The 23,785-nt window shown below is 36.4% G+C and carries 19 protein-coding genes, 2 pseudogenes and 1 riboswitch; of the genes and pseudogenes, 16 read left to right on the top strand and 5 right to left on the bottom strand.

The features are described from left to right. Positions 1–53 precede the first annotated feature (53 nt). Both RCJ96_RS17215 and RCJ96_RS17210 read left to right on the top strand, forming a co-directional pair. A pseudogene (locus RCJ96_RS17215) lies at positions 54–131 on the top strand (DUF1259 domain-containing protein); the annotation flags it as partial. A gap of 391 nt (positions 132–522) precedes the next feature. Beyond that, positions 523–1,212 (top strand): YwbE family protein, encoded by a 690-nt coding sequence (locus tag RCJ96_RS17210; protein WP_446699823.1) that lies wholly within the window; start codon positions 523–525, stop codon positions 1,210–1,212. Between the two features lie 263 nt (positions 1,213–1,475). Here RCJ96_RS17210 and RCJ96_RS17205 read toward each other — a convergent pair whose 3' ends face one another. Further along, complete coding sequence (locus RCJ96_RS17205) at positions 1,476–2,075, bottom strand: hypothetical protein (protein ID WP_242303672.1); 600 nt, start codon at positions 2,073–2,075, stop codon at positions 1,476–1,478. A 392-nt stretch (positions 2,076–2,467) separates the two neighbouring features. On the opposite strand from RCJ96_RS17205, the gene RCJ96_RS17200 reads away from it, so the two are divergent. The 5 genes from RCJ96_RS17200 (at position 2,468) to RCJ96_RS17180 (ending at position 9,595) form a co-directional block, all read left to right on the top strand. Then, positions 2,468–3,946: a DHA2 family efflux MFS transporter permease subunit gene (locus RCJ96_RS17200; protein ID WP_074610647.1), complete on the top strand. Its 1,479-nt coding sequence runs from the start codon at positions 2,468–2,470 to the stop codon at positions 3,944–3,946. Between the two features lie 551 nt (positions 3,947–4,497). Next, the gene (gene cypD, locus RCJ96_RS17195) at positions 4,498–7,695 is read left to right on the top strand and encodes a bifunctional P-450/NADPH--P450 reductase (protein WP_416504068.1); all 3,198 of its coding nucleotides are present in this window, start codon (positions 4,498–4,500) and stop codon (positions 7,693–7,695) included. A 282-nt stretch (positions 7,696–7,977) separates the two neighbouring features. Continuing rightward, entirely contained in the window at positions 7,978–8,397 is a 420-nt protein-coding gene (locus tag RCJ96_RS17190) for a MarR family winged helix-turn-helix transcriptional regulator (protein WP_001048553.1), read from the top strand. A gap of 324 nt (positions 8,398–8,721) precedes the next feature. Then, positions 8,722–9,072 carry a DoxX family protein gene (locus RCJ96_RS17185; RefSeq protein WP_000153831.1) on the top strand — a complete coding sequence of 117 codons (351 nt, stop codon included), beginning with the start codon at positions 8,722–8,724 and terminating at the stop codon, positions 9,070–9,072. Positions 9,073–9,289: 217 nt separating this feature from the next. Then, the gene (locus RCJ96_RS17180) at positions 9,290–9,595 is read left to right on the top strand and encodes a monooxygenase (protein WP_000323761.1); all 306 of its coding nucleotides are present in this window, start codon (positions 9,290–9,292) and stop codon (positions 9,593–9,595) included. A gap of 438 nt (positions 9,596–10,033) precedes the next feature. Here RCJ96_RS17180 and RCJ96_RS17175 read toward each other — a convergent pair whose 3' ends face one another. Next, positions 10,034–10,516 (bottom strand): PRK06770 family protein, encoded by a 483-nt coding sequence (locus RCJ96_RS17175; protein ID WP_000758844.1) that lies wholly within the window; start codon positions 10,514–10,516, stop codon positions 10,034–10,036. Positions 10,517–10,994: 478 nt separating this feature from the next. On the opposite strand from RCJ96_RS17175, the gene RCJ96_RS17170 reads away from it, so the two are divergent. The 5 genes and pseudogenes from RCJ96_RS17170 to RCJ96_RS17150 form a co-directional block, all read left to right on the top strand. Further along, positions 10,995–13,070: a serine hydrolase domain-containing protein gene (locus RCJ96_RS17170; RefSeq protein ID WP_416504069.1), complete on the top strand. Its 2,076-nt coding sequence runs from the start codon at positions 10,995–10,997 to the stop codon at positions 13,068–13,070. Positions 13,071–13,518: 448 nt separating this feature from the next. Beyond that, positions 13,519–14,772 (top strand): APC family permease, encoded by a 1,254-nt coding sequence (locus RCJ96_RS17165; protein WP_416504124.1) that lies wholly within the window; start codon positions 13,519–13,521, stop codon positions 14,770–14,772. After that, positions 14,756–15,352: a bifunctional transcriptional activator/DNA repair enzyme AdaA gene (locus RCJ96_RS17160; RefSeq protein ID WP_000654824.1), complete on the top strand. Its 597-nt coding sequence runs from the start codon at positions 14,756–14,758 to the stop codon at positions 15,350–15,352. The genes RCJ96_RS17165 and RCJ96_RS17160 overlap by 17 nt, the downstream gene beginning before the upstream one ends. Before the next feature lie 264 nt (positions 15,353–15,616). Continuing rightward, positions 15,617–16,090, top strand: coding sequence for a DUF1203 domain-containing protein (locus RCJ96_RS17155; RefSeq protein ID WP_001245415.1), 474 nt, complete (start codon positions 15,617–15,619; stop codon positions 16,088–16,090). Between the two features lie 140 nt (positions 16,091–16,230). Next, positions 16,231–16,425: pseudogene (locus RCJ96_RS17150) on the top strand (IS4 family transposase); the annotation flags it as partial. A 337-nt stretch (positions 16,426–16,762) separates the two neighbouring features. Here the strand turns inward: RCJ96_RS17150 and RCJ96_RS17145 are convergent. Both RCJ96_RS17145 and RCJ96_RS17140 read right to left on the bottom strand, forming a co-directional pair. Further along, the gene (locus RCJ96_RS17145; protein WP_002003075.1) at positions 16,763–16,960 is read right to left on the bottom strand and encodes a hypothetical protein; all 198 of its coding nucleotides are present in this window, start codon (positions 16,958–16,960) and stop codon (positions 16,763–16,765) included. A 135-nt stretch (positions 16,961–17,095) separates the two neighbouring features. Further along, complete coding sequence (locus RCJ96_RS17140; RefSeq protein ID WP_074608304.1) at positions 17,096–17,488, bottom strand: VOC family protein; 393 nt, start codon at positions 17,486–17,488, stop codon at positions 17,096–17,098. Between the two features lie 111 nt (positions 17,489–17,599). Here RCJ96_RS17140 and RCJ96_RS17135 point away from each other — a divergent pair, with 111 nt between their 5' ends. Both RCJ96_RS17135 and RCJ96_RS17130 read left to right on the top strand, forming a co-directional pair. Continuing rightward, entirely contained in the window at positions 17,600–19,909 is a 2,310-nt protein-coding gene (locus RCJ96_RS17135) for an AAA domain-containing protein (protein WP_416504070.1), read from the top strand. Between the two features lie 75 nt (positions 19,910–19,984). Continuing rightward, positions 19,985–20,086, top strand: a riboswitch (SAM riboswitch). A gap of 88 nt (positions 20,087–20,174) precedes the next feature. Next, complete coding sequence (locus RCJ96_RS17130; protein WP_416504071.1) at positions 20,175–21,380, top strand: M20 family metallopeptidase; 1,206 nt, start codon at positions 20,175–20,177, stop codon at positions 21,378–21,380. Between the two features lie 65 nt (positions 21,381–21,445). Here RCJ96_RS17130 and RCJ96_RS17125 read toward each other — a convergent pair whose 3' ends face one another. Then, positions 21,446–21,886 (bottom strand): Lrp/AsnC family transcriptional regulator, encoded by a 441-nt coding sequence (locus tag RCJ96_RS17125; protein ID WP_001178573.1) that lies wholly within the window; start codon positions 21,884–21,886, stop codon positions 21,446–21,448. Between the two features lie 168 nt (positions 21,887–22,054). Between RCJ96_RS17125 and RCJ96_RS17120 the strand changes: the two genes are divergently transcribed. Both RCJ96_RS17120 and RCJ96_RS17115 read left to right on the top strand, forming a co-directional pair. Next, positions 22,055–22,819, top strand: coding sequence for an SDR family oxidoreductase (locus RCJ96_RS17120; RefSeq protein WP_242303677.1), 765 nt, complete (start codon positions 22,055–22,057; stop codon positions 22,817–22,819). A gap of 374 nt (positions 22,820–23,193) precedes the next feature. Next, positions 23,194–23,760 (top strand): TetR/AcrR family transcriptional regulator, encoded by a 567-nt coding sequence (locus RCJ96_RS17115; RefSeq protein ID WP_141524537.1) that lies wholly within the window; start codon positions 23,194–23,196, stop codon positions 23,758–23,760. Positions 23,761–23,785 lie beyond the last annotated feature (25 nt).

Raw genomic sequence — 23,785 nt, 5'->3', positions numbered from 1 at the left:
ACAGTATTCATGGCAAGCTTAGGAGTTAATAATTAATCCACGGCGAAGGTATGTTGATTTACGTTAATATTGAAGACGTTGATGATCCACTAAGCTTCGCAAGGAAAGTTAGAAGAGCGTTATGCAATTAACCTATTTATTAAGTTAGATGAGCAATAGGAAAGGATCTTTCGATGGAAGATCCTTTCCTATTATTCGTAAGTAATAGATTATGCTAATTAAAATATCTCGGATTATTAATGCTTTTTCAATGATTTCACTAAATACTTGAGAAAGCCTCTTTCCATTTTTGCTTTAAGTCCTTTCATACATAAGATGAAGATTTTTATGAATTAGGTTTACTTGACTAGCAGACGAACGTATTTTTTGCAAGAATCGACATAATAATCTCTATTTTTATTGTAGTATCAGTGTCTTAGTAGAAAATAAATATATACGACAAATTTTGACAAAGAAAGGATTTTATTTTTGTTATGCTATGAAAGTTATTGATTTGTAATGTATAAATAGGAGGATTTTTAAATGTCAAAGAAATTGTTATTATTTGCACTTATGAGTTTATGTGTAATTGCTTTAAGTGCTTGTAAAGGTAATGAAGAAAAATTAAAGGGCGCACCAGATGAGCAAAAAGTGGATGAAGACAAAAAAGTAGCAGAGGAAGAAAAGAATAAACAAGAAGAGCAACAAAAAGCAGAAGAAGAAAAACGTAAACAAGAAGAGCAGCAAAGAGTAGAAGAAGAAAAACGTAAACAAGAAGAGCAACAAAAAGCAGAAGAAGAAAAACGTAAACAAGAAGAGCAACAAAAAGCAGAAGAAGAAAAACGTAAACAAGAAGAGCAACAAAGAGCAGAAGAAGAGAAACGTAAACAAGAAGAGCAGCAAAGAGTAGAAGAAGAAAAACGTAAACAAGAAGAGCAACAAAAAGCAGAAGAAGAAAAACGCAAGCAAGAAGAGAAGAAAGATCAGCAACAGCAATCTACACAACAGGAGAGAACACAAAAACAAGAAAAACCGACACAAGCAACAGGTGGGAAACCAACAAGATCACAAATTTCAGTTGGTTCACATGTAGTTATTCAATTGGATAATGACTATAGTAAAACTGTAAGTGGCGTTGTGAAAGACATTTTGACACATAGTGAAACACATACATACGGCATTAAAGTTCGATTACAAGATGGACAAATTGGCCGTGTTCAAAGTGTTAAATAATGAAAAAAAGATTTGACTACTTTTCAAATAAATTAAAATTAAAAAACCCGGTTCTTTCGTAAAGGAACCGGGTTTTGCATTTTGTTGGTGCTACTACACCTCTATTGATTTATCAGATACAAAATAGATGTTTTTATAATTTGAAAGACGAGGAAACGAACTTGGAGGGAGTATTAGAAGCATGTTTAAGAAGATGAAATCAATGGAGAAAAGGAACTGGTTTTTAAGTCTGGGCTATGGACCTATCCTCTCGTTCTAATCCACTAAAAGAAGAACTTCCCCATACCCATTAGACTACTAAGCATTCCAATTCCATTCATAGTGCCTTTTCCTACTGTAAGTAAGTTTCCAAGCATTCCTGGCTGACCGTAACCTCCGTTATTCCCCCATCCCATGGGACTTATCTGTCCACCCCATCCTGGAGAGTTTCCGAAAATACCCCAGTTATTGCTATTAAATTTAAAAGCCTTAGCTGGCGGTGAGAGTAAGGCGGCAAGATGACCTTGTGCGAACATCCCTGTATGGTTGAATGGTTGAGCCCAGGGTAAGGGAGGTTTTTGAAAATTACCTGCATGGCCTGGGAATGGAGGCCAATTAGCGGGATGACCTTGGGGCATCATCCCTGCATAATGGATTGGCTGATCCAAAGAGAAGGGAGGGGACTGAGGATTGAAAGCTGTATAATTGGCTGGTGAATCCGAACCAACTGGATAGAAGCGACAACTCCAATTCTCAGGAATTTTCAAATCATTCATTCCATCAGCTTTAGTTATTTGGGGCTGTACATATAATGATGACATTGAAATTTGGTAATTATAATGCTCCTCATTTCCTTTTGAATTCAAATACCGATATTGGTGCATAAGCTTATTCCCCTTACTTTAAAAATGTAATGTTAGACTTAGCCTATGTAATATTCCTTTTGATGGATGGTTACATAACTAGATTTCCAAGCCTGTATTTAAAGGAATGGGTGTGTGGGCTGTCAGTAAAAAAACATGGATTAAAGTTTCGCTTTATTTTAGAAGGGTATTTTCATTAGCTCTTTTTGTTTATTTTAGCCTAATTTAATTTCGGTTAACAAACGTGTTTACATATTCATTCAAAATTTTAAGCTGGGTAAGTAGAATTGCTAAAAAGAGAATATCTATTCGAAGAGTTTGGCAAAATACTGCAAGGGTAATAAATTCTCGTGCAAATATGCAAACGAGTTAAATTAATCAATGGAATTGATAATGAAGGGGTAAATCAATCTATGAGTGAAACGTTACATAAAAGAAAACCACCATATGTAATGCTTGTAATCCTTTTTATTGGGGCATTTGTTTCATTTCTAAATAACTCGCTTTTGAATGTGGCCTTGCCATCAATAATGAAGGATTTAGATATTAAAGATTATTCAACGATCCAGTGGCTTTCTACAGGGTATATGCTTGTAAGTGGTATATTAATTCCGGCATCAGCATTTTTAATAACACGCTTCTCCAATAGGAGCTTATTTATTACATCTATGTTGATTTTTACTCTTGGTACGGCTTTAGCGGCTGTAGCACCGAACTTCGGTTTATTACTTACTGGTCGGATGGTTCAAGCAGCAGGTTCTTCAGTGATGGGACCTTTGTTAATGAATATTATGCTAGTAAGCTTTCCGAGAGAAAAAAGGGGAACAGCAATGGGGATTTTTGGGTTAGTTATGATTACAGCTCCAGCAATTGGACCGACACTATCAGGTTATATTGTAGAGTATTATGACTGGCGTTTGCTTTTTGAAATGATTTTACCGTTAGCAATCATAAGTTTACTGTTAGGGATTTGGAAATCTGAGAATGTCATGAGACAAAACAAAAATGCAAAACTTGATTATCTTTCATTACTATTATCTTCTATCGGTTTTGGCGGTTTATTATATGGGTTCAGTTCTGCAAGCTCCGATGGTTGGACGAATAAAGTTGTCGTAACAACCTTAACCATAGGCGCTATTGCCCTAATCGCTTTCATTATCCGTCAATTAAAAATGAATGAACCGTTATTGGATTTACGTGTTTATAAGTACCCAATGTTTGCGCTTGCGTCTGTAATTGCAATTGTCAACGCAGTGGCCATGTTTTCGGGTATGATTTTAACACCAGCTTATGTACAAAACGTTCGCGGTATTTCACCGCTGAGCTCTGGGCTGATGATGCTTCCAGGGGCGGTAATAATGGGGATTATGTCACCAATTACAGGTAAACTATTTGATAAATATGGCCCTCGTATTCTTGGTATAGTAGGACTTTCCATTACAGCCGTTTCAACTTATATGCTAGCAAACCTACAACTCGACTCTAGTCACACACATATTATTCTTATTTACACATTGCGGATGTTTGGGATGGCGATGGTGATGATGCCACTTATGACAAATGGCCTTAATCAATTGCCAACTCGCTTAAATCCGCACGGTACAGCTGTTAATAATACAGCTCAACAAGTGTCTGGTTCGATTGGTACTGCTATTCTTGTTACGATTATGAATTCTGTAACAAAAACAAAAGCTGAAAGTTTAATGGCTCATGTAGATCCAACAACCTTCACAGAAGCTACGAAGGCAATGGTAACGCAGAAGGCTTTGTTATCCGGAATTCAGCATTCATTCTATGTAGCACTTGGCATGAATGTTGTTGCGCTACTATTAGTTTTTTTCGTTAAACGTGTAGATACAAGCGCGGAAGCTGTCGAGAGGTTAAATCGATAGAGCAAAATAAAAATCGAGATGATGATTTCTACAAGTTGTTTTGCTACTAAGAAGCTGATAGTTAAAACAGGAAAAGAACTGAAAGAAACAGTGAAATAATTACACATAGTGAAAAAAGGATCTGATCTTCATATCAGATCCTTTTTCATTAGAAACTATTGGCTTTCCAAATACTACAATCTTTAGTTTTCAATTTCTGATAAACATTATACTAATACGCTTCATTTTAATTTCGTATTTTTTTGCAAGTTATAAATCTAATAGCAACAACCGACTTAGATTACCAACCTTATAAGTAATATCATAATCGTGAATAGTTAGGGAAAAGATAAAATAAGGTAATCAATTACATATCTTTATCCCAGGCGATTCATTACTATGTTCTTTTTATTGACTGGGATATTTTATCTCGCTATTTGCTGGGCAGTAAGACCCCCACCTCAAAAATCAGCGGAAGCAAAGAAGTTAGGTGGGGGAGCAACTGCTCGCCCGATTGGTGAGGGCTGATTAAAGTTTCACTTTATTTCATGCTTTTTGAAAGGGTGTTTGTAATGGATAAAAAAGTATCTGCCATTCCTCAGCCGAAAACATATGGACCGCTGGGGAATCTCCCATTAATCGACAAAGATAAACCGACCCTATCCTTTATCAAGATAGCGGAAGAGTATGGTCCTATTTTTCAAATTCAAACTTTAAGTGATACGATCATTGTCGTTTCTGGACATGAACTGGTAGCGGAAGTTTGTGATGAAACAAGATTTGATAAAAGTATAGAGGGTGCTTTAGCAAAGGTTCGTGCTTTTGCTGGAGACGGACTATTTACAAGCGAGACTGACGAGCCTAACTGGAAAAAAGCTCATAATATTTTGATGCCTACATTCAGTCAACGGGCAATGAAAGATTATCATGCTATGATGGTCGATATTGCCGTGCAACTCGTTCAAAAATGGGCAAGACTGAATCCGAATGAAAACGTAGATGTCCCAGGGGATATGACTCGCCTTACATTAGATACAATTGGTCTATGTGGTTTTAATTACCGATTTAATAGCTTTTATCGTGAGACCTCTCATCCTTTTATCACTAGCATGACCCGTGCTCTAGATGAGGCGATGCACCAATTGCAGCGGCTGGATATAGAAGATAAACTCATGTGGAGAACGAAACGTCAATTTCAGCATGATATCCAATCTATGTTTTCTTTAGTAGATAATATTATTGCTGAACGTAAAAGTAGCGGGAATCAGGAAGAAAATGATTTGCTTTCCCGTATGTTACATGTGCAGGATCCGGAAACGGGTGAAAAATTAGATGATGAAAATATTCGTTTCCAAATTATTACCTTCTTAATAGCTGGGCATGAGACAACAAGTGGATTGTTATCTTTTGCAATCTATTTTTTATTAAAGAATCCGGATAAATTGAAAAAAGCCTATGAAGAAGTAGACCGTGTTTTGACAGATCCCACTCCAACATACCAACAAGTTATGAAGCTTAAGTATATACGGATGATTTTAAATGAATCACTACGTCTATGGCCGACTGCTCCAGCATTCAGTCTCTATGCAAAAGAAGATACAGTAATTGGTGGGAAATACCCAATTAAGAAAGGCGAAGATCGTATCTCTGTTCTTATTCCACAGCTACATAGGGATAAAGATGCGTGGGGAGACAATGTGGAAGAATTCCAACCTGAACGATTTGAAGAGCTGGATAAGGTTCCTCATCATGCTTATAAGCCATTTGGAAATGGCCAGAGAGCATGTATCGGTATGCAGTTTGCACTTCATGAAGCCACACTCGTAATGGGAATGCTTCTTCAACATTTTGAATTCATCGATTATGAAGACTATCAGCTGGACGTAAAACAAACATTAACGCTAAAGCCTGGTGATTTTAAAATTAGGATTGTACCTCGAAATGAAACTATTAGCCATAATACTGTTCTTGCGCCTACAGAGGAGAAACTGAAAAACCATGAAACCAAGCAGCAAGTTCAGAAGACTCCTTCCATTATTGGAGCCGATAATCTTTCACTTCTTGTTCTGTATGGCTCGGATACAGGGGTAGCAGAAGGTATTGCAAGAGAACTAGCAGATACAGCTAGTTTAGAAGGTGTTCAAACGGAAGTGGCAGCTCTTAACGATCGAATTGGAAGTTTGCCGAAAGAAGGAGCGGTTCTTATTGTAACTTCTTCTTATAATGGAAAACCGCCAAGTAATGCAGGACAGTTTGTGCAATGGTTGGAGGAATTAAAACCAGATGAGCTAAAAGGTGTTCAATACGCAGTTTTTGGTTGTGGAGATCATAATTGGGCTAGTACTTATCAGCGAATTCCAAGATACATTGATGAGCAAATGGCTCAAAAAGGAGCAACAAGATTTTCTAAACGCGGAGAAGCAGATGCAAGTGGTGATTTCGAGGAACAGCTCGAGCAATGGAAACAAAGTATGTGGTCTGATGCGATGAAGGCATTTGGATTGGAACTTAACAAAAACATGGAGAAAGAACGCAGTACTTTGAGCCTGCAATTTGTCAGCCGTCTTGGAGGATCTCCTCTTGCGCGAACATATGAAGCAGTTTATGCATCTATATTAGAAAATCGTGAACTTCAATCATCTAGCAGTGAAAGAAGCACGCGACATATTGAGATATCATTGCCGGAAGGGGCTACATATAAAGAAGGAGACCACCTTGGGGTACTACCAATTAATAGTGAGAAAAATGTCAACCGAATTTTAAAACGCTTTGGATTAAACGGGAAGGATCAAGTCATATTAAGCGCAAGTGGGCGCAGTGTAAATCACATACCTTTAGACAGTCCTGTTCGTCTATATGACCTTCTTAGTTACAGTGTCGAAGTGCAAGAAGCAGCCACTCGAGCACAAATACGAGAAATGGTGACATTCACAGTATGCCCTCCTCATAAAAAGGAATTGGAATCATTATTGGAAGAGGGAGTTTATCAAGAACAAATATTAAAGAAACGTATTTCAATGTTAGATCTTCTTGAAAAGTATGAGGCTTGTGAAATCCGATTTGAACGCTTTTTAGAACTTCTTCCGGCGCTCAAACCGCGTTACTATTCTATCTCAAGTTCTCCACTCGTTGCCCAGGATCGTCTAAGCATTACGGTTGGTGTTATAAATGCGCCTGCATGGAGTGGGGAAGGGACATATGAAGGAGTCGCTTCTAACTATTTAGCTCAGCGTCATAATAAAGATGAGATTATCTGTTTCATTCGAACGCCACAATCAAACTTTCAATTACCTGAAAATCCAGAAACACCAATTATCATGGTTGGACCAGGTACTGGAATTGCACCATTCCGTGGATTCTTACAAGCGCGTCGCGTTCAAAAGCAAAAAGGTATGAAGGTAGGAGAAGCGCATCTATACTTTGGTTGTCGTCATCCTGAAAAGGATTATCTCTATCGTACAGAACTAGAAAATGATGAAAGAGAGGGATTAATCTCTTTACACACAGCTTTTTCTCGCTTAGAAGGACACCCTAAAACATATGTACAGCATGTAATAAAAGAAGATAGAATCCATTTAATTTCGTTATTAGATAATGGGGCCCATCTTTATATATGTGGTGATGGAAGTAAAATGGCTCCTGACGTAGAAGACACCCTTTGTCAAGCATATCAAGAAATTCATGAAGTCAGTGAACAAGAAGCAAGGAATTGGTTGGAACGAGTGCAAGATGAAGGACGATATGGAAAAGATGTTTGGGCTGGTATATGAATGTTTCTTAATTAAATAAGTAATATGTAACGAATGAACGTCTTTCGAATAAGTGAATAACTCATTTATAACAATCCCGTATGTTTATTAAATACGGGATTTACTTATTTTTAATAAGCTGGATTGATACTGTAGAAAAATAATAGGTAATTCATTTGACAATTAAAATGACCTGCTATAATATATATGCCATAGCATATAATTAATAAAATGAATACATTCACTGTGAATAATTGACTGGTATGCTATACTCTTTTATATATTAATTTATAGAGGTGATACATGAACTTACATGATTTAATAGGCTATCTTGTTCATCGTACTGATGTGAAAATGACGAATTATTTTACGAAGAAATTAAAGCCTTTTGGCGTTACGCCAGAGCAGTGGGGGATTATTAGTGTTCTTTGTAGCCAAAGAGCCACTACTCAAAAAGAGTTAGCAGAAGCGATTGATAAAGATCAAACTACTGTCGTAAGAATGATACAGTCAATGGAGAGAAAAGGGATTGTAAAGAAGGCTTTGAATGAGCAAGATCGGCGTTCACACAACCTGTTTTTAACTGAAAAAGGCGACGAGTTAAAGAAAACAATTTTGCCTGTAGTGACAGACGCTCACCATTTCGTTACGAGTAATTTGAGTGAGGAAGAAATTAAAGTATTACAATCATTATTAAACAAATTGTATGATACACGCTATTAATACTTGTTCCTTATTGATGCCATGCTATTTATAAGGAACAACCTCTGTTTTATATCTTATATATGCTATAGCATATATTGTGTTTCGGGGAATGGTAGAGATAGCTTTATTTTGTATAATATTTAATTCGGATCACTTTTTTTCTAGTACCAGTCAAATTTTTCGTATTATATATGCTATAGCATGTAATTATTATCCCTTTCATATGGAAAAGGGTAATGTGAATTGAAGCCATTTCCATAAGGGCAATCTCAGGAAATAGGGTAAAGGTAGTGACTACTATCCGAACAATACTGATTTTTATCAAATAATAAGAAAGGTGTGATGACTATTTTAATTTTCATCAATATTGTAAAAGTAGTGTTGTTTCTGTTCTTTTTAATGACAGGAACGAAAATTATATCTGGGAAAATGGCAGATGAATTTAAGCGATTTGGTTTACCTTCGTTTTTTAATTTCTTAACTGGAGCTTTTGAGATTGTAGGAGCAATTGGAATGTTAATAGGAATTTGGGTTCCAATGGCAGCTTTATTGGCAGGATTGTTGTTAGGCGGTACGATGCTTGCAGCTGCATTAACCCTTATTGTATTAGCGAGAGATCCTTTTAAGAAAGCAATACCTGCACTTGTTTTGTTCGTCCTTAGTTTAGGGATAAGTTTGTATCATATTTTTTAAACATAACTGAAAACTATTAAACTTTATACGTTCAAGTTACTAACGTTTTGTGATTATTTTACAAATAGGGGGATTCTCAAAGTAGTGCTTGAATAATAATAGCGATATGAATTTAGACATTACCATCATTTGAATCATAATTAGTAAAAGAATGGGAAGAATTTTTATAAAAAGGAATTCCTGATGAATTTTATATTAAAAATAGGAGTGAGTGAAGATGGCATATTTATTACAAGTTGATTTTCCGTTTGAAGGTCCTTTTGGTGAAGAAATGGAAAAAGGATTTTGGGATTTAGCAAAAAGTATTAACGAAGAAGAAGGATTCCATTGGAAAATATGGACTGAGAATCAAGAAACAAAAGAAGCTGGAGGCATCTATGTATTTGAAGAAAAACAAGATGCTGAAAAATACGCTGAAATGCACAAGAACAGACTTGAAGCAGCTGGTGTTAAAGATATTAGAGTAAGAATTTTTAACATCAATGAAAAGTTAACGGAACTGAATCGTGGGTATACGAAATAAATCCGAAAGTCAGGCAAGCATAAAAGGAGGGGGATAATCCCCTTCTTTTTTTATTTCTTACATTGATGGTGAGGGACTCGTACAAAAAATCCCTATATAAATAGGGATTTGTGTATCGGTATATTGTTCCTTGGAGAAGGATGTATGAAGTCTAATATATGAGAGTTCTTACATTTGTGAAAGTCACGTGGGAAAAGTTGTATTAAAATAATTATTTATAAAAGGGTACGCCCCTTACTGGGAGGTAAGGGGCACAGGAAATGCAAATTTATTTGTAATTTGATTATAACATATATACCTGTCTATACATGTTACAAATTTATGAACATAACTGTTAATTAGTAACCAGAGGTAACGAAGGGTAGATGACTTAAGTAGTTTTTAAAGGGGTATAACAGAGAAAATGCAAGAAAAGACCTGATAACAGGTCCGTTTTTGTTATTGTTTTTCAGACTTCGCTTGTTCTAGAATGTATGCTTCTTCTTGTTCCGGTGTCGCTAATTCGTATGCTTTACCAGTGCTGTTATTGTCCCATTCCCATAGTAAATTATGCTCCTCAACCGATTGAGAGAAATCGCCTTCATACCAACGAACCAAAATCTTGAGGTACTGTTCTTTATGTTGTAAGGTTCCACTATTACTTTCATCAATTACTCGACGTACTGTTTCGATGTTTTCTGGAGTCATTTTAATAAATCCTTGTTTTTCGTGAGATAAGACTTTTTGATGAGTCATTTTGTGCATTGCATTGATTATATGACGATCAGAATTGAGGTCAAGTATTACATCTTCCCCTTTAATTCTTTCAGTCTGCTTTTCCTTAACGTCTGAACCTGCATATGTACCGACTTTGTAACCAGTAAAAATACCAACTGCTATAGCAATAACTAAGCTTGATGTGATTTTAATCCACTTTTTCAAAATTCGTCCCCCTTTTATTGAAGTGTACCATAAAAGAAGAGCTATATACTTCCATCTGTCTGTATGATTTACATAAAGCAGCATTATCAGTAATCAATGATGCATAACGTGAGATTATATAAGCATTTATTATCCTGAAGAATTTAAAATAAAACCTATCTAATTACAGAAGTGATTTGAACGTAAGGAAATTGTAAGAAATGCATAAGAAAAAAGAAATTTTTATTATGTAGGATACAAATATAGAGAAGCACAAAAGAGGGAGGATAAATAGGGTTTATTTATACGAAAACCAAACTAGTAATAGGCACATTCTAAATAAAAAAATCATTTATGGTACTAACATACATGTGAAAAAGAGAGGTTTTACCGTTTGTTACGACAGTAGAGATAAAGCCAGAATAGTAGTTTATGTGATGTTTGTAATTGAGCAAATAAAAGATGAAACCGATCATTTATCTAAGGAGGAATTTTTCTTATGGAAAATAAATTATCTGGAGTGTTAGCCGCTACCTTAGCTCTAACGATGAGCCTACCAACAGGAGCGATAGCGTCTTCTAGCAGTAAGACTCCGGTTGTATCTAGCCAAGAAGTTGCTAGCAAAGATTTGGAGAAGATTGCTGCAGAGAACGCTGCACTGCTCACGAAGTCCTATGAGACGACTAGTGTACAGTATGCGCTGATTGATAATGGTAAACTTATTTTGTCAGGACAGACAGGCAAGAATGACATAGAGGGGAAAGAGGCATTAACCAAAGATACTCTATACGGAATTGGTTCAACCAGTAAAGTATATACAGCTGCGGCTGTTATGAAATTAGTAGACGAAGGAAAAGTTGATTTGGATGCTTCTGTTACCCGCTATATTCCTGAGTTCAAAATGAAAGATGAACGATATAAACGTATTACACCGCGTATGCTGTTGAATCACTCCTCAGGTTTGCAAGGTTCGACGCTTAATAATGCATTTTTATTTAAAGATAATGATGTTTATGCCCATGATATCTTGTTGCAACAATTGTCCAACCAAAACTTGAAGGCAGACCCTGGCGCGTTCTCAGTATACTGTAATGACGGTTTTACGCTGGCTGAGATCTTGGTAGAAAGAGTCAGCGGTATGAGTTTTACTGAATTTCTACATCAAAAGTTTACTGAGCCATTAAAACTGAATCATACGATAACATCGCAAGATAAATGGGAAGATGAAAAGCGGGCTGGACAGTATTCTCCGACATACCAGGGACAGCTTCCAAGTGAAATGGTAAATGTGATTGGTACGGGAGGAATCTCTTCTACTGCAGAAGATGTGGTGCGATTCTCACAAATATTTATGGGACAGGGAAAAGAAATCCTCTCTAATAAAGCAGTCAAGACGATGGAACAAGAAGAATATAAAAAAGGAATGTGGCCGGGAGATAGCGGAAATGTGTTCAACTATGGTCTTGGCTGGGATAGTGTGAAACTATACCCATTCAGTGAATATGGGATAAAAGCGTTGACTAAGGGTGGGGATACGATGCTGCAACATGCTACATTGGTCGTACTTCCAGAACAGAAGATGGCAGCAGCTGTATTGTCCTCCGGCGGCTCCAGCATGACAAATCAACTGTTGGCAAATAAATTACTGCTAGCTAGGCTTAAAGAGAAAGGGACAATTAAGGATATAAAACCAGATAAATCCTTCGGCAAGCCCGTCAAGGCTAAAGTGCCTCAAGACGTGGTAAAAAAAGCAGGATTTTATGGAAATAGCTATAACCATTTCAAAATAGAAATTACGAAGAAGGGAGAACTGTTTTTACCAACTAAACCAGAAGAAAAATATGTATATACGGCGGATGGAAGCTTTATAAATGAGAAGGGCACTTCCAAGCTTAACTTCGTCACAGAGAAGAATGGAAAAGTTTATTTGAGAGAGAGCGCATATGAATTATCGCCGGGATTGGAGCAAAATGTGCTGACTCACTATTTAGCCCAGAAATTAGAAAACAATGTGTTACCGAAGAAAACAGCTGCTGCATGGGCGAAGCGCGAGGGCGGCAAGTTCTACCTCGTTAACGAAAAATTTAATTCTATAAATTATCTAGGACAACAAATACCTCTTAACACACAAATTACGCTCAAAGATGGCTATTGGGACGGCAAAAAAATTACAGGTCCGAATACGGCGACGCATCAAATTCAAATTCCCGTGATGAATGGGCGGGATACAAAGGAAGCCCATTTCTATACAGAGGATGGTACTGAATATATGGAGATGTCCAGCTTTTTATACGTCAGTGAATCTAACGTAAAATCCCTTGATGCAGGTCAATTATCGAAAGTTACACTGCAAAAAAATGGGCATGCGAAATGGTTTACGATTCCGCAAGAGGCAGCAGGGAAAACAATGAATGTGGAGTTGCCATCAGGAAGTTCATTCGCGGTGTATGATGAGAATGGAGTATGCGTCAATTTTAGCGTTGTTAGTAATAATAACAAAGTGAAACTACCAGAGAACGGAACGGTTGTATTTGCTGGCGCACCGAACTCAGAATTTACAGTCGCATTGAACTAGTTACAACTCGGGGTAGACTTTAATAAAACAGTATCACTTGGAAAAGATATTTTATTTGTATCTTAAGTATTCCCTTAAATGATATTACACTTAAATTCTTAGTTTAATAGCAATGGGATCCCGCCCACGTTTTAACGAAAATATACGCTAAGCAAATCCCAACATAAAGCGAGCCGAATTTTCTACCCTTAAGAAAAATTTCGGTTCGTTTTATGGTTTCATGACAAGTTGTTTACTGAACAATAAAGTTCTTTATTGGAACAGGCTACTTTCTTCAACAATCGGGCCAGATTGTTGAAGAAGAAATATAATAAAAATGCTTTTGATTGTTTTATTAAACGAATTAAACCGCAAAAAACAAGAAGAATTCCCCACCCTTTACTAGTACACTAAATCCTATAAAAGGAGGGAGATCATGAAAAATAAAGCCATTGGATTATTTTAAGGAATTGCGTTATACATTTCAGCTATTTTAGGATCAGGTGTCCTATTTTTATCAGGGGTAACGGCCTCAATAGCGGGCCCTGCATCTATTGTATCCTGGTTTATCGTTATTATAATTAGTTTTCCGCTTGCTTATTCCTTTGCTAGTTTGGCACGGATATTTCCTGATTCCGGTGGAGCAGCAACCTTTGTTAGAAATTCTTTTGGATATCATCTTGGCAATATCGTTGGGTGGTTTTACTTTGTAACAGCAGCAGTTGGTCAAACGATTGTATCTTTAACTGGTGCTTTTTACGTCAGTCAGGCATTTGGATTTTCGCATTTTGAAACAATTTTAATTGCCGTCTTTATTTTGGTAATTGCAGGTGTTTCCAATTATTACGGCGTAAATGTTAGTGGTAAAGTTGCATTGATTTTAAGTTCTTTATTACTGATTCTTTTAGCGTCAGCTGTATTTGTGGCGTTTCCAAGAATACAATGGGGAAATTTTAATCCCTTTGTTCCAAATGGATGGTTTTCTGTCGGGAACGCTATAACGGTTATCTTTTGGTCATTTTTCGGTTGGGAGGCGATTTGTAATCTGGCTGAGCATTTTAAAAGGCCAGAAAAAGATATTGTCAAAGGAGCAGTTATTAGTGCAGTTGTCATTGGATTATTATTTTTAGCGCTAAGCCTTGTCACTATTGGAACGGCCACGTATGGCAGTCAAGAAAGCAACCTGTCTCCTATTGGTGTTATAATGGGAGATACAGTAGGCGGAGGTGCCAAAGTCGTTACAGCTGTTTTAGCTTTAATTATTTGTACAGGGACAGCGAATGCTTTTGTAGCCAGCCTAACGCAATTAGGATATTCATTAAGCAGAGATGGTGCTTTCCCAAAATTTTTCTCAAGGCTGCATGCAACTACTCAAATTCCAAGACAGATGGTATTGTTTGTTATCTGTTTTTCGGTAGCAGGTGTGTTAGTGACAAAAGCTTTGTCACTAACGTTTGATGATATTTTGTTTATACCGACTTCTCTTGGGATTCTAGTTTATGTTCTTTCAATGGCAGCAGGCGTTAAATTATTTAGGAAGAACACACCGGCATGGTGGGCATCGTTAATCTCTTTCATTTTATGTTTGCTGGTGATTCCATTTTTTCAATTGTATATATTTGTTCCGTTAATTGTCGTGGCTATATATACGATTTATATGATTTTGAGTAATAAGATTTTCGCCTACAAGGGAGGATTAAAATCTAATGAAGGATCAAAATAACCTTTCCAGAGATACCATGTGGAAAGCAACAGTAACATGTGATTCAGCGTATGACGGGATATTCTTTTACGCAGTCAAGACAACTAGAATTTTCTGTCGGCCTTCTTGCAAGTCTAAGGTTCCTAATTATGAAAATGTATCCTTTTTTTCAAATGCGCAAGAAGCTCAAAGGGCAGGCTATCGCCCATGCAAAAGATGCCGATCAGATCTAAATATAAAAATATACGATCCGTTCGAATGCGTTTTGGAAGATACTATGCGATTGATAAAAAATAATTATGTTCAAAACATGTCTTTAAATGAAATTGCATCAAGGGTAGGAGTTAGTCGTTTTCATTTAAATCGGATTTTCAAAGAAAGAACAGGGTATACTCCTCGAATATATTTAGAAAGGATCAGAGTTAAGAAAGCAAAGGAACTTCTCTTGACAACGGTCTTTAATAGTACAGAGATTGGTTATCAAACAGGCTATCAAAGTGTATCTAGCTTTTATAATGCATTTAAAAGAAATACAGGATTTTCACCGAGTCAATTCCGTGCTTTTCATAGTGGAAATACCGTAAACCAAGAACTTGACTGAATTCACGTTCTTTAACAAAAGATAGCATGAATTAACAAGAGTGCTTTGTACTCATCGTATTTTTCGATAAATCATTACTGATTGATTAAAAGTAAACAATTTTGTATTGAACAATAATAAGCCATTTTTCTCTGTTATAGAATTGTAAGCTTTTTAATTCAATCCTCAACAAACGGGCAAGATTATTGAACAAGTTTTATGAACTTTAGTGGTAGCATCATTAGTGAAATGCTTTATAACAACTAATTAAGGAGGGGTAGCAATATGAGAAATAACTTTCAAATCGTTGCGTTGCAAGAGAAGGAGTTTAATAACCTATTTCTAATGAATGAAGAAGTATTAAAAAGTATCGGGGCAGTCAAAATAATAGCAAATAAAAATCCTGGATATCCTTGCAGAATAAGTTTGAAGGATGCAGAGGTAGGAGAAGAGGTAATTTTACTGAATTACCAATATCATAGTGTTAATTCGCCTTATAAAGCAAGTGGTCCTATATTTATACGAAAGGGAGCAACTACTGCTAAGCTAGATGTAAATGAAATTCCGCATATGTTACATCATAGGTATCTATCTGTACGCGGCTACAATGCTGACTCAATGATTGTAGAAGCAAGGGTTACAGAAGGTGTAAATGTAAGAGAAAATATAGATGGAATTTTTGATAATAAAGAAGTAGAATATATTCACATTCTTAACGCTAAACCAGGATGCTATAACTGCCTTGTTAATAGAGTGTGAAAAAATTAAAAATGCAAACTTCTATTATCCTATAAGGGGTACCACCAATCACTATCAAGCTAATTCAACAAAATCTCCTCTAAAATGAAAAAAATACGCTATTCTATTTGTAGAATCATAGGAAAGGATGGCGTTTTTGTATGTCTATTTCTGTATCTGATGAATTACAACTATTTGCTCAAGAGATTCAAAGTTTTTTATCTCCAAATACCTTACGGGATCTTGCTAGAGATGTTGGTTTCGTACAACGAACCAGTAAATACCAAACAAAAGATTTAGTCGCTTTATGTATATGGATGAGTCAAAATATCGCTACAACCTTTTTAGCTCATATGAAAGAAGAGATTATACCAGTTTTAATGGATGTAATAAAGACAAATAGCATTCCTGCAATTAGGGAAGCTATTGATGCAATAGGTTTCATTTGTTTCTATAACAAAATACATTCTAATACTCAAATTATTGATGCACTTATTCTGTGTTTAGGGAACAATTTCAATGATAACATTATCCTATGGAAATTGGTCAGAGCATTTGAAGGTTTTAACGATATCAATGTCATTAAAACTCTTATGGAAATAGAACAAAACGATAGTCAATTTGTTATAAGAAATGAAGCCAAGAGGTCAATGAAAATTATTAATAACCGTACTAATAATTAAAAATGACTTATCAAGAGAATAAGTCATTTTGTTTCATAGGGAAGGTTCTACCTAACACCATTCCATTTATAAAATAGACAATACTTAATAGAATTCTTCCAACAAATAAGGCAGCTGTTTTTATATTCCAATCCTTTTTCTTGATTACATAAAGAATTGGAAATAGTATAGGTATCCCAAAAACAATAATAAAGACTGTATTTACCATTCTCTCCTCCTAACAAAATGATTATGTTTTTAAACTTGGTGAATTCTCAGGTTGGAGGTATGTTTCATTGTTACTGGTTAAAAACAAGGGCCGGAATTCCGGCTCCTTTTCTATCCCGCAACATAAAGGTTTACTTTATCTCTCCGTCTCAAAAAACTCAATCCATTCCCCATCAGGACCCGCGAAGAATATGTAACGTGTTCCATCCGGTAATGTTTCGATTTCTTCTCCTAGTAAGAAGGTTACTGCATGTTTCTTTAGTCTTTCAATTTCATCTTCTAATGAATCCACTTTAAAGCAAATGTGATGTACTTTTCCTTCTGCCGGAAGGGAAGAGTTGTAGCCTTCAATTAATTCGAGTATCGTCTCTTTTGATTCTTCCACACCTAAAAAAGCGAGTTTTAAGTCTGGATTCGGGTGCCCCATACGTTTAATGAGCTGTAAGCCAACTACTTTTTCATAAAAAGTAATAGATGTTTCTAAGTCTGCAACCATAAGTCCAACGTGTTCGATTCTTCTAACTGGCATGTAGATTCCTTCTTTCTGAAAATTATATACAATATGTTATTGAAAATTAAGAAAATAAGCAAGATAAAAACCTTACAAATTTTAGCGTGTTATATGGTATAGTGAGAAAGTATGTTTGGGGAGAAGGAAGGAGATTATACGATGAATACACCTACTCAAACTCCTTCATTATCGGAAACGATGAAAGAGTGGCATTATGCATTAGCATATGAAATTAAACATTGGAAAACGATAGGTGGTAGTAAAATTTCTATCATGAACGGTCGTTTTTTATATACAGATTATGAAAGTACAGTATATGTATTTCAGCTTATTTCGGAAGTAAGCTTGCCTGAAGGTTCACCGATTCGAATTGAGTTCGATGGTGAGGAAGCGACAGGGGAAGTATTATCTGTACATGGATTAGAAATAGAACTGAAATTAAATGATTATATACAAGGTGAAATACGAGAAGCTGTTTTATACAGTGAACCGTGGCAGCTTTTAGAGCAACTGCAAGAGAGGTTGAAGGAAGCGCGTAAAGATAAGCTAAAACGTAATCGTATAAAGCGTCTTGTTGATGGGACGAGCAGTCCAAAGCATATTGAGAAGATGAAAAATCCGAAAAATGAATTGGCGTATCGCTCGTTTTATAATCCGACAACGTACGTATGGGGACCGCCTGGAACAGGGAAGTCTTACAATTTATCACGTATTATTTCGGCTCATTATCAAAAAGGGAAATCAGTACTTGTGTTAGCTCATAGTAATGCGGCAGTAGACGTATTAATGAGTGAAGTAACGAAGCAAATTGAAAAGAAAAAGAAATGGACGCCTGGTGAAATTGTTCGTTACGGTTATAGTCAACACGAACATATACGAAATCATGAAACGTTACTTGCGTCGAAGTTGGTTGAAACGACGAACGGGTCTTGGGGTGAGGAGAGACTCTATTTAGAAGAGACACGACAAGATCTTCGTGAAAAGATTTTATCGTATAAAGCAACATCTGCTGATAAGAAGCGTATGCAGGAGATTGAAAGTGATCTTCGAAAACAGAGAGCGAAAATTAAAGAAGTAGAAAAAGAATACATTGAAAATGCGAAAGTAATCGGCGCAACTTTATCGAAATGTGCCATTGATTCACTTATTTATGAGCGTACATTTGATTTAGTTGTCGTAGATGAAGTGAGTATGGCGTTCGTTCCCCAAATTGCATTAGCTGCTTCACTTGGAAAACGTATCGTCGTTTGTGGTGACTTTTTACAGTTACCTCCAATTGCGATGGCCAACCATGAACTCGTTCGAAAATGGCTTGGCGAAGATATGTTTTACCATGCTGGGATTGTTGAGTCTGTTAATAAATCAGAAGCACATCCGAACCTGTTTATGTTGCAAGAACAAAGACGTATGCATGCGGATATATCTAAGTTTACAAACTCATTTATTTATAAAAATAGAGTATACGACCATCCGTCTGTTTCAGAACGTAAAGAACTTGCGCAATTGCAGCCGTTCGCAAATGAAGCAAATGTTTTATTTGATACGAGCCAAATGGGAGCTTTTTCGTTAAAAGACGCTGCTTCAGGATCTCGTTTCAACATTATGTCTGGTTTAGTAGCAATGCAAATGATGTTAATCGGACTGTTAGATGGTGTGCAATCCATTGGTGTTGTGACGCCTTACAGAGCGCAGTCTCGCTTTTTATCAACGTGTATTAGAGAAATGTTACAGAGAACGAAATATCAAAACATACCTGTTTTAGCAGCGACAGTTCATAAGTTCCAAGGATCTGAAAGAGATATGATGATTTTTGATACAGTAGATAGTTATCCGCAAGAACGACCTGGCGTATTATTCTTTGACCATAAAAACCATCGCCTCGTCAACGTTGCAGTGACGAGAGCGAGAGGGAAGTTCATTCAATTATCAGATTGCCATTATATGCGTAAAAATCTTTCGAGAAAACAAGCGTTGTCACAATTAACAGCTCATATAGAACGTCACGGAGATGTGTATGATCGCACGACATCAAGACAATTGTGGGAACGAAAAATATCGAAACGATTACGCTGGTTTATGGAAATGAATCTTGAGGAAACGAAAGGGCTATTAAAAGATATTTTAGCAGCAAAACGAAAAATTATTATTTCGCTTCCAAGTACAAAACAAGTGGATAAGCGAGTATGGCAAGCGTTAATGCGTACAAATGCACAGATAACAGTGTATAGTGACGGACCAGTTCCACTGAAAAATGTAAAGTTACAAAGACAAAATAAAGCTTTCCCGTTTATCGTAATTGATGATGAAATCTTCTGGGCAGGCGCACCGCTCACATCTCAAATGATATTTGAAGGGAGTACGGAATTTCCGTACGTATGTGCAAGACTGCAAGCACCTGAGACAATTGGTGTATTAAAAGGATTTTTAGATATTCGGTAAATTCGGATAGGAATTCCTTGACTTTTATTTGAAATGAACTTAGAATGAATGTAATTTAATATAATTTTATGAAAATTCTTATCACGAGAGGTGGAGGGACTGGCCCTATGATACCTCGGCAGCGGATTCGTTATGAATACTGTGCCAATTCCAGCAAGGTAACTTGAAAGATAAGAAAGAAGCTCATTTTGACTGTATATACAGAAGCCTCTTTCTATCTTTTAGAAAGAGGCTTTTTTACGTGAAAATAAAAGGAGGAAGAAAAATGGGAGCGACAGGAGTAGCGTCACAAAGAAAAACAATTGAAGAGAGTATCGAAAGAAATAAGGAAAAGTACATAGAAACAAGTCATGATATTCATGCGAATCCGGAGATCGGTAACCAAGAGTTTTATGCATCTAGAACGTTAAGTTTATTACTAGGTAGTGCAGGATTTCAGTTGCAGCACAATATAGCTGGACATGAAACGGGATTTATTGCGCGAAAAAGCTCTGGAAAACAAGGACCAGCAATCGCATTTTTAGCGGAGTACGACGCTTTACCAGGACTTGGTCATGCGTGTGGTCACAATTTAATCGGCACCATTAGCGTTGCGGCAGCGATCGCATTATCAGAAACGCTTGAAGAAATTGGCGGGGAGGTTGTCGTGTTCGGAACACCAGCTGAAGAAGGAGGACCGAACGGTAGCGCAAAATCGAGTTATGTAAAGGCAGGCTTATTTAAAAATATTGATGCAGCGCTTATGATTCATCCGAGTGGAAAGACAGCAACAACGAGTCCTTCACTAGCAGTCGATCCACTTGATTTTCATTTTTACGGAAAAACAGCTCATGCTGCAGCTTCACCTGAAGAAGGAATTAACGCATTAGATGCGGTGATTCAGCTGTACAACAGTATTAACGCACTTCGACAACAACTTCCGTCAGATGTGAGAATTCATGGCGTGATTACAGAAGGAGGAAAAGCACCTAACATTATTCCTGACTACGCTGCAGCAAGGTTCTTCATTCGTGCAGCAACGCGAAAAAGATGTGCGGAAGTAACAGAAAAAGTAAAAAATATCGCACAAGGGGCAGCACTAGCAACAGGTACAAAAGTAAAAATCCATCAATTCCAAAATGAAATCGATGAACTACTCGTAACAAAAACATATAACGACATCGTAGCGGAAGAACTAGAATTACTCGGGGAAGACGTAAATCGTAAAGAAAGATTTGGTATTGGTTCAACCGATGTAGGAAACGTTAGCCAAGTTGTACCGACAATCCACCCGTACATTAAAATCGGCCCAGATGATTTAATTGCACATACGAATGAATTTAGAGAAGCGGCACGTTCAGAATTAGGGGATAAAGCATTAATTACATCCGCAAAAGCATTAGCAAATACGGCGTATCGATTAATTACGGAAGAAGGGTTGTTAGAGAAGGTGAAGGAGGAGTTTAGAGAGGCGCAGAGAAATCAGGGATAGGTGATTGAAAGGAGTGGATGATCCACTCCTTTTTCTTTTTTGGAAAGCTGGTGCCTATCACTTTATTAGAACGACAATTTCTCCTCAAACTCACTCTTTAAAACAATTAAAGGAGACGATAAGCCGAATTGCATTAAAGAGTCTAAAAATGCAGCGAGAGAATCCATCGAATCGCTCATGACCTTCATCATATAATTAAATTCCCCGCTAATTCGATATAAATCTGTTACTTCAGGAGCGGCATTACAATATTGGATAAAATCAGAGCATTGGCTCGTTTTAAACATGATGAATGCTTGAATGTTTTTATTAATTTTAGAAGGCTCAAATTTCGTTCGGTAAGCCGCTATAACGCCTTGATCTTCAAGTTTATTCATACGCTCCTTTACAGCAGGCTGCGTCATGGATATAATTCTTCCTATTTCTGAAACAGAAATTCTCGCATTTTCATACAACAAGTTCATTATTTTATGGTCGATTTCATCTAGTTTTACTGCATTTTGCATTGTGTAGCCTCCTTATTTTATTTTTTTAAGTGAATCACAAACTATAACTATAATATCATAAGTGAACGAACTAAATTACCTATAAATCTATATTTAAAATAATTGGTTTTTACATAAAAATATAAGTGTAGGTTTTTATCAAACGTAAATTTAGGAAGGATGGAAAAAATGAAGAATCTTGATGGGAAAGTAGCGTTAGTAACAGGAGCGAGTCGAGGAATTGGTCACGCGATTGCGATGAGATTGGCAAACGACGGTGCATTAGTTGCGATTCACTACGGCCGAAATAAGTCAGCTGCAGATGAAACAATTTGTGAGATTGAATCTAATGGAGGAAAGGCGTTCTTAATTGAAGCAGATCTCAAATCAATTGATGGTGTCAAAAAGCTAGTAGAACAATTAAAGAATGAATTACAAATAAGAGTTGGTACATTAGAGATTGATATTTTAGTAAACAATGCAGGGATAGGTACACAAGGGACGATTGAAAATACGACAGAAGAAGTTTTTGATGAAATTATGGCCGTAAATATTAAGGCGCCATTCTTTTTAATTCAGCAAACATTACCGTTACTACGAGCAGAAGGGCGCATTATTAACATTTCATCAGCTGAAGTAAGACTTGGTTTTACAGGGTCCATTGCATACGGCTTAAGTAAAGGTGCATTAAATACGATGACACTTCCTCTAGCTAAACATCTTGGAGAAAGAGGTATAACAGTGAATACAATTATGCCTGGATATACGAAGACAGATATAAATGCGAAATTGCTAGATAATCCAGAAATACGAAATTTTGCTACGAATTCATCTGTGTTTGGTCGAATAGGGCAAGTTGAAGATATTGCAGATGCAGTCGCATTCCTTGCTTCTTCTGATAGCCGCTGGGTAACGGGGCAGATTTTAGATGTTTCTGGTGGGTTTTGTTTATAGGGGCACTAATACATATCCATCAAGCTAATCAAGTAAATTACTAGATATGAGACGATCCTCGTTTCATATCCGGTAATTTATAGAAAGTTAGGGATGATAAAGAAGTCTATTAAAACGTGATTTTTTTGCTAGGTAACTTGAATAAGGGGGCATTTCTTTTTCTTAAGTTTATGGGTATGTATGGTGACCTCTATTAGACGATAGTGAATGAACAATTTCGGGGGGCAGTTCAACTTTATTCAAAATAAGATTCTTTTGCAGTAAAATCAATGTTAGTGGAACTTTTGTAATCAAACTTTTTTAAAAATTAACATAAATACTTGCAATATTTAAATTAGTACTATATAGTTCTAATTATGACAAAGGTAAAATTAATGAATCAAAAACGTGTGATTGAAGTAGCTGCAACATTATTTTTAGAAAAAGGGTTTGCTTATACAAGTATGGATGAATTAGTACGTGTAAGCAAAGTTTCAAAGTCTAATGTGTATTATCACTTTTCTAATAAGGAAGTATTATTAGAAGCGGTCGTTGATTATTGGATTGAAATGTATCAATCTGCAATTGATGACGTACTTTCTCAGAACCAATTTTTAGTTGAAGATCGTATCCAACTGTTTTTAAAGCAATTATCACAAGGAGTTCAATCGAGAGAGTATAAGGGAAGCTGTCCATTTATTACTCTTTATATTCAAAGTCCTACACAGGCCACGCAAATAAAAGAAAAGATAGGTCTTTTTTTTACAGGATTACAAAAGAAAGTTTCTCTATTACTTAAACAAGGGGTAGAGAATGGGGAATTCAGAAATACGATTCATATTGATGAGGTTGCATCACTTTTTATTACAAATCTTGAAGGAGCGTTATTTATTTCAGAAACATTGAAGGATGCAACTGTAATCACGAAAACAGCAGATCATTTTTTAAAATTGCTTCGATAAAAGAAGCATTTTTTTTACATCAAAT

It is taken from the genome of Bacillus sp. BSL6 (assembly GCF_052928345.1).
Note: the sequence above shows the minus strand (reverse complement) of the source record. Positions and strands in the feature narration are given on the sequence as shown.